At 58.9% G+C, this 6,205-nt stretch carries 4 protein-coding genes and 4 pseudogenes; 2 read left to right on the top strand and 6 right to left on the bottom strand.

The genetic code is table 11. The features are described from left to right. Window positions 1-828 precede the first annotated feature (828 nt). Genes F6X42_RS41350 through F6X42_RS41340 form a run of 3 tightly spaced genes read right to left on the bottom strand, consistent with a single transcriptional unit; the run spans window position 829 to window position 2,029 of the window. The gene (locus F6X42_RS41350; RefSeq protein WP_187639542.1) at window positions 829-1,260 is read right to left on the bottom strand and encodes a DUF6691 family protein; all 432 of its coding nucleotides are present in this window, start codon (window positions 1,258-1,260) and stop codon (window positions 829-831) included. A gap of 1 nt (window position 1,261) precedes the next feature. Beyond that, window positions 1,262-1,696 (bottom strand): YeeE/YedE family protein, encoded by a 435-nt coding sequence (locus F6X42_RS41345; RefSeq protein WP_187639541.1) that lies wholly within the window; start codon window positions 1,694-1,696, stop codon window positions 1,262-1,264. Window positions 1,697-1,711: 15 nt separating this feature from the next. After that, window positions 1,712-2,029, bottom strand: a complete 318-nt coding sequence (locus tag F6X42_RS41340; protein ID WP_026226058.1) for an ArsR/SmtB family transcription factor — start codon at window positions 2,027-2,029, stop codon at window positions 1,712-1,714. 84 nt (window positions 2,030-2,113) lie between these two features. Between F6X42_RS41340 and F6X42_RS41335 the strand changes: the two are divergent. Beyond that, window positions 2,114-2,975, top strand: a pseudogene (locus tag F6X42_RS41335) (MBL fold metallo-hydrolase). Window positions 2,976-3,316: 341 nt separating this feature from the next. On the opposite strand, the pseudogene F6X42_RS41330 reads toward F6X42_RS41335, so the two are convergent. From F6X42_RS41330 to F6X42_RS41320, 3 genes and pseudogenes are all read right to left on the bottom strand, one after another. Continuing rightward, a pseudogene (locus F6X42_RS41330) lies at window positions 3,317-3,622 on the bottom strand (LysR substrate-binding domain-containing protein); the annotation flags it as partial. A gap of 56 nt (window positions 3,623-3,678) precedes the next feature. Next, window positions 3,679-4,638 (bottom strand): IS5 family transposase, encoded by a 960-nt coding sequence (locus F6X42_RS41325; RefSeq protein ID WP_187639539.1) that lies wholly within the window; start codon window positions 4,636-4,638, stop codon window positions 3,679-3,681. A gap of 117 nt (window positions 4,639-4,755) precedes the next feature. After that, a pseudogene (locus tag F6X42_RS41320) lies at window positions 4,756-5,382 on the bottom strand (LysR substrate-binding domain-containing protein); the annotation flags it as partial. A gap of 143 nt (window positions 5,383-5,525) precedes the next feature. Here F6X42_RS41320 and F6X42_RS41315 point away from each other — a divergent pair. Beyond that, a pseudogene (locus F6X42_RS41315) lies at window positions 5,526-6,083 on the top strand (SDR family NAD(P)-dependent oxidoreductase); the annotation flags it as partial. Window positions 6,084-6,205: the final 122 nt, after the last annotated feature.

Genomic DNA, 6,205 nt, shown 5'->3' with positions numbered 1-6,205 from the left:
TTCGATGAGGTCGCACTGCACAGTGGCTTCCGTGCGGAGGCGTTACAGGGCTGATATGCCCGAAGCTCGTTAGCCGGCACCGCACCGATGCCACATACATAGGAATACGAAGCAAATCGCGATCATTTCTTTTATGTAAAGTTACCCAGCTTTCCTACACGCTTTCGCCGCCTTTTTTAACATCCAGGCTATCGTGTTCGGCAATTTCGCGGTTGAACGCGATAGGTGCCGCGCAGGTGGGAAAGACGATCGGCAACGAGGCGAAGAGTCGAAGTTTTGCCCGCGCCCGCATAAGCCTTTATCTTAAGCTTGCCTGCTGACATATGCGCGGTCGAGGTTCAGCCGCAAGATCGCTTTCTCGCTAGGCACAGCTACCTGGGCCGGGCCGCTTGGGCTCGGCCGCCCGACGGAACGGCGTCAACTATCGCCTGCTGTTCTGCGGTTGGTTGTCCTTGCCCACCCGCCCGGCATCAGACGAGGGAAGCTTTTATGGCTTTGAACGCATCTAGACATCATGTATGGACCTGCCGCACCTCAAGGTACGCGGATTAAGCTTAAGGTCAGTAACACCGCGGCTCAGAGCCGCATTGAGGGGGCAGGTCCATACATGATGTCTAGCAAGTTGTTTTGCGTGTACGCCGAACCAGAAGCTTCTGCAGACCGGCCCATATATTCTTTGCTCGACTTGCCGACGGTTCCTGACGAGCTTTCGCCAAAACGGCACGGCTTGCGGGTCATGCCGTGCGGTGTCTATGATTCCAGGATAGTAGAGACGAGGGTTCTGATAATCATGAACCGATGACGGGCCGCCTATCAGTGCCCAGCGGGTCAAGCCTCTTGTCGACGCAGGTTCACGCGCTCAATGAACTCGAACACGGCCATGCCGCCGAACATCGCGGCCACAAAACCCCACGCCTTTGGGAGGCCAGCGCCCAAGGAGACCAGTGCGGGCCCCGGGCAAAATCCTGCAAGCCCCCAGCCGACGCCAAACACCGCACTTCCCAGTACAAGTCTCAACGTTACGTTGGTGCTGGCCGGTATCTGCATGGGCAGCCCCAGCAGGGATTTTTTGCGGCGCTTTGCAAACAGGAACGCGACAGAGCCTACGGCTATCGCCCCGGCCATCACGAATGCCAGTGAAGGGTCCCATCGTCCCGCGAGGTCGAGAAATCCCAGCACCTTTGCTGGATTGGCCATGCCGGACACCATCAGGCCGACGCCGAACAGCAGGCCGGAAAGCAAAGCAGCGAGCAAACCCATTTCAGCCTCCCAGCAGATGTCTGGACACGAATACGGTCAGAAAACCGCTTGCCATGAATGTGGCCGTTGCGACCAGCGAACGGACGGAGCCCCGCGAGATGCCACAGACACCGTGGCCGCTCGTGCAACCGCTTGCGTAACGCGTGCCAATGCCAACCAGAAAGCCCGCGACAAGTATTTCGCCCCACCCCGCCTGGATATCAGGCGCTACCGGGTTCCCGAGCAGGCTTGCCAGCGCAGGCGCCCCAATCAACCCTGCAAGAAAAGCGACACGCCACCCCGTATCTTTCTGAGGCGTGCCCAGCAGGCCACCGAGGATGCCGCTGATGCCGGCGATACGTCCGTTGAATAAAACAAGCACGGCAGCGGCGGCGCCAATCACCAGACCGCCAGTCAATGACAGGCCCGGCGTAAAACTCGCGATATCAATCGACATACCCCCTCCTCACCTTCATTGGGCGCAAAACTGGTCATACAGCACGTTCATGACCGCAATCGCTTCCTTGCTTGCGATGGAATAAAAGATGCTCTTTCCCTCTCGCCGTGTCGCCACGAGCTCGTTATCGCGAAGTACGCCGAGCTGTTGGGAGAGTGTCGGCTGACGTATGCCCAACTGTTCTTCCAGGTCACTCACACACAACTCGCCCTGCGACAACTGGCACATCAGAAGCAACCTGTCGGGATTGGCCAGCACCTTCAGTAGCGCACAGGCTTTCTCTGCCGATGCCTGCATCACCGACAGGTCGATTGGGACGGACTTCTTCCTCATCTCACCACCCATAATTTACACACAAACATTATATTGCATTGTAGATTATTTGTGAATAGAATGAGTACATCTGAGGAGGTCAGGATGCAGCCCATCGTTCAGCCGTTCTTCGACCCGGTCACCGGCACGGTGACTTACGTGGTGTTTCAGTCCGGGCGTCAGGAATGTGCAGTCATTGACCCGGTCCTTGACTACGACCCCAAGGCAGGACGCACTGCGACGACGAACGCCGACCGGGTCATCGAGTTCGTGCGCCAGCGAGGCTTGCACGTTCAGTGGATACTGGAAACGCACGCACACGCGGACCACCTGTCCGCAGCGTACTATTTGCGCGACCAGCTAGGCGGCAAGATTGCGATTGGAGGGCACATTCGCACCGTTCAGGGCGTGTTCAAGAAGCTCTTCAATCTGGAGCCCGAATTCCGGCTTGACGGCTCCCAGTTTGACCATCTGTTTCGCGAAAACGAAACGTTCTCTATCGGGGCTCTGACGGCCAGAGCGCTGTGTGTTCCCGGTCATACACCTGCCGACACGGCCTACCAGATTGGCGATGTGGTCTTCGTGGGCGACACGCTCTTCATGCCGGATGTCGGCACCGCGCGTTGCGACTTCCCGGGTGGCAATGCACACACGTTGTACGGGTCGATTCGAAAGCTGCTGGACCTGCCAGGCGACACCCGGCTCTTCATGTGCCACGACTATCCACCCAAGGGCCGTGAACCCGAATGGGAAACTACCGTGCTCGCGCAGCGTGCACATAACATCCATGTGCACGACGGTGTCACAGAGGAACAGTTCGTGAGCATGCGCGAAGCGCGCGATGCAACGCTGGCGATGCCCGTTCTCATCCTGCCTTCTGTGCAGGTAAATATACGGGGCCGGCGATTTGCCTCCTGCCGACGAGAACGGCACCCGCTACCTGAAGATTCCCTTAAACGCACTTTGATTCAAACCACTAACTGCTCCGAGTGCATCGAGTCGGCAGGCTGGGACCGTTGCGGCACCCGCCAAAGCATGCGACGGCGCGACGTGGTGCGAACCATAAACTCATTGAAGCGTCCGTCGTTCTTGGTTTTTTCGCTGAAGACCAGTTAGAACACGCCGGACTCGCGGGGGGCGCGGGCCTAATTGACAGTCACGGATAGGTTGATTGAGCCCGGACCTACGACGCGACCATCCAATGGCTGCCTCTTCGGGACCCTGTTTGGTGTTGGACCTGCTTCCGTTGGGTTACTCCGTCTGACTAGTGACGCTCCTTTAAAGCTCTCGTCGCATGCAGGCCATTGACTAGGTCGCATTTCTGTCGCTGGACGCCTCTTCGCGAAGCCACTCGCGAAACGCAACGAGTCTTGGCAGGTTAGCGCACTCCTTCCTATAGACGATGTAATAGGCAAGTTCCGACGGCCGCTCGATATCTGGAAAAAGCCGCACCAATCGCCCTGAGGCCACATCGTCGCGTGCAAGAGCGCTACGCGCCAGCGCTACCCCATGGCCATCGATCGAGGCTTGAAGGACGGCAGAGGAACTATTGATCTTCAAATTCGATCGGGCCGCGGTCAGCTTAATGCCCACTTTGTCGAGCCACGCGTCCCAGGGGCGTTGTTGCGTAAATCAGGCGTAGAGACAACATGCCCTCTGTGATGTCGATCTCAGGCGATACGGACGGACTGCGGGCGTGCGATGGCCGCCATGCGGTTGAGCACGCCTGCACGAATCGAGACTTCGGTTGCCTGGGAGCCAATCTCGCGAGCCCACAGGCAGGAGCCCGTGAGGATCTTGAGCCGGTACATCAGGGCCTCTGCCAGCGAGCGACGATGGTAGCCACTCGCCTGCTTCCATGCACGTCTGCTGCTTGCCGCGATCGCGTCGATGGCAGCGTTGCGCCAAGCCGCGCCCGGCGTGCTCACTGGCCACGGCGTCGCGCCTTCACGTGGCGGAATCGAAGGGACCGCTGTGCGCGCCGCAATTCGCGCATGGCATGCCTTGGTGTCGTAGGCACCGTCGCCGCCGATGGTATCGATTGCCACATCTGCAGGAATCTGGTCGAGCAAATCGGGCAGAACTTCGCCATCGCCTTCGTCTTGATGGGTCATAAGCGCGGCGCAAATCTGGCCCGTGTTCGCATCCATCGCCAGGTGCACCTTGCGCCAAGTGCGACGTTTGGACCAGCCGTGCTTGCGTACCTTCCACTCGCCTTCGCCGTAGACCTTCAGGCCGGTGCTGTCGACTACCAGGTGCAAGGGCTCGTTGGCGCGCCGCGTTGGCAGTACAACCTTCAGTGTCTGTGCGCGGCGGCTCAAGGTCGTGTAGTTCGGCACCGGCAAGCCCGGGTAGCCGAGTTTGCGCAGACTGAGCGCGAAGCCCTGCACAGCGCGCAGCGGCAGATGAAAAACCTGCTTGAGGCCGAGCAGCATCTGGATCGCCGCATCACTGTAGATGCGCGGTCGGCCGCGCCTGCCAAAGCCAGCCTCGGGCAGCTGCGTCAGTACGCTTTCATCAATCCACATGGTCACATCGCCTCTCGCAATCAAGCCAGCGTTGTATTCACGCCAGTTCTTGACGCGGTACGTTCCTTTGGGCTCGCTTGCCTTGCGTTCGTCCTTGCGCATCTTCTCGGTGAAAAAGTCGAGAATCTACGCAGTTCAGAGTGAAGTTAACATCCTGGTCAACCCCAGCGTTGTGCGTAAACGTCATCGCCGACCGCCGTGATTTCTGCAACAACGCCCGTCCCAGGTAACGAACCCTATTCGCCGATCGACAGAGAGATCATCGATCAGCGTAAGTCCGTCCAGGTCGGCGGGGTTGCGGATTCCCGGATGACGCTCAAGAAACACGGGCGAGCAGACGGGGAAGACTTCCTCGTCCATCAGCTTTTCTGCCTCCAGATCCGGCCAGTGTCCGGCTCCATAGCGCACGCCGATATCGATGCCTTGTGTCGCGAAGTTCGCCAGCTTGAGATTTGTGTCAAGGCGAATGTCAGTTTCGGGCCATGCGGTCTGAAAGCGGTCGATGCGGGGCAGAAGCCACTTGGCCGCGAACGCGGGACTGAGCGTCACTGTCAGCACCCCGACCGGTGACCGCTCTCTAAGTCTTGCGAATCCGACGTTCAACCGATCGAACCCGTCGCGAATGTCGGGCAGCGCCCTTACCGCCGCCTCCGTGGGCACCAGACGCGCCCGCCCACCGCTGCCTCGATGGAATAGCGACATGCCAAGCCACTCTTCCAGGCTGCGGACGAGCTGCCCCACCGCCGCTGGCGTGACGTTCAGCTCGGTCGCCGCTGCAGAGAAACTCTGGTGGCGCGCGCTTGCTTCAAACGCGCGTAACGCATTCAGGAAGATTGGAGCAGTCATCACGTAAAGAATTTCTTTCAGTGACTGGCAGAATATCTCATTTGTGAATCCATACGTGTCATCCAATAATGTGGTCATCACGCAAAGCTTTCGAATCAACTCGAAAGTTTCAATCCGCGTTCGGTTCACAAAGGACTTCCACAATGAATAGTTTCTCGTCTAAAGTCGCCATCATCACCGGTGGCGGTTCCGGTATCGGCAAGGAGGTGGCCATCCGCCTGGTGCGCGCCGGCGCTAGCGTGGTTATCGGTGGCCGCGATCAGGCTAAGCTCAAACAAGCCGCTGCCGAAATCGACCCCGCAGGAATCAAAGTGCGCACGTACGCAGGGGATATCGCTTTACCAGCCACGGGCGCTGCGCTTGTGAATGTCGCGATCGACGCGTTTGGCGGTGTCGACATTCTGATCAACAACGCGGGCGTATTCCGACCCAAGGAATTCTTGGAGCTGAGCGAGTCCGATTACGACTGGTTCCTCGACACCATCCTCAAAGGCAAGTTCTTCATGGCACAGGCCGCGGCGCGCGCGATGAAGCAACGCGGCGGCGGCGCCATCGTTCAGACCGGCTCGCTCTGGGCCCTGCAGGCCATCGGTGCGACGCCGTCTTCGGCCTACTCGGCAGCGAATGCTGGAGTGCATGCTCTCACGCGCAACCTGGCCATTGAGCTTGCGCCAGCGAATATCCGCATCAACACGGGAGCTAAAGTCGGAAGTGGTGTACGGGGGAGTTGAGGCGGGAGATTGTAGGCGGTGGAGGTTTCAGCTGAGAATCTGATTGTCGAAGTCGGAAACCAGCAAACAACAAACCATCCACCATGAACAAG

It is taken from the genome of Paraburkholderia podalyriae (assembly GCF_014397785.1).
Classification (GTDB): Bacteria; Pseudomonadota; Gammaproteobacteria; order Burkholderiales; family Burkholderiaceae; genus Paraburkholderia; species Paraburkholderia podalyriae.
This window is presented reverse-complemented; position numbering and strand designations above follow the sequence as displayed.

What these genes read in the sequence shown, in the direction of transcription:
- F6X42_RS41325 (WP_187639539.1), bottom strand. Translation starts at nt 4,638, where the DNA reads ATGCGCAAGGACGAACGCAAGGCAAGCGAGCCCAAAGGAACGTACCGC.
- F6X42_RS41350 (WP_187639542.1), bottom strand. Translation starts at nt 1,260, where the DNA reads ATGGGTTTGCTCGCTGCTTTGCTTTCCGGCCTGCTGTTCGGCGTCGGC.
- F6X42_RS41345 (WP_187639541.1), bottom strand. Translation starts at nt 1,696, where the DNA reads ATGTCGATTGATATCGCGAGTTTTACGCCGGGCCTGTCATTGACTGGC.
- F6X42_RS41340 (WP_026226058.1), bottom strand. Translation starts at nt 2,029, where the DNA reads ATGAGGAAGAAGTCCGTCCCAATCGACCTGTCGGTGATGCAGGCATCG.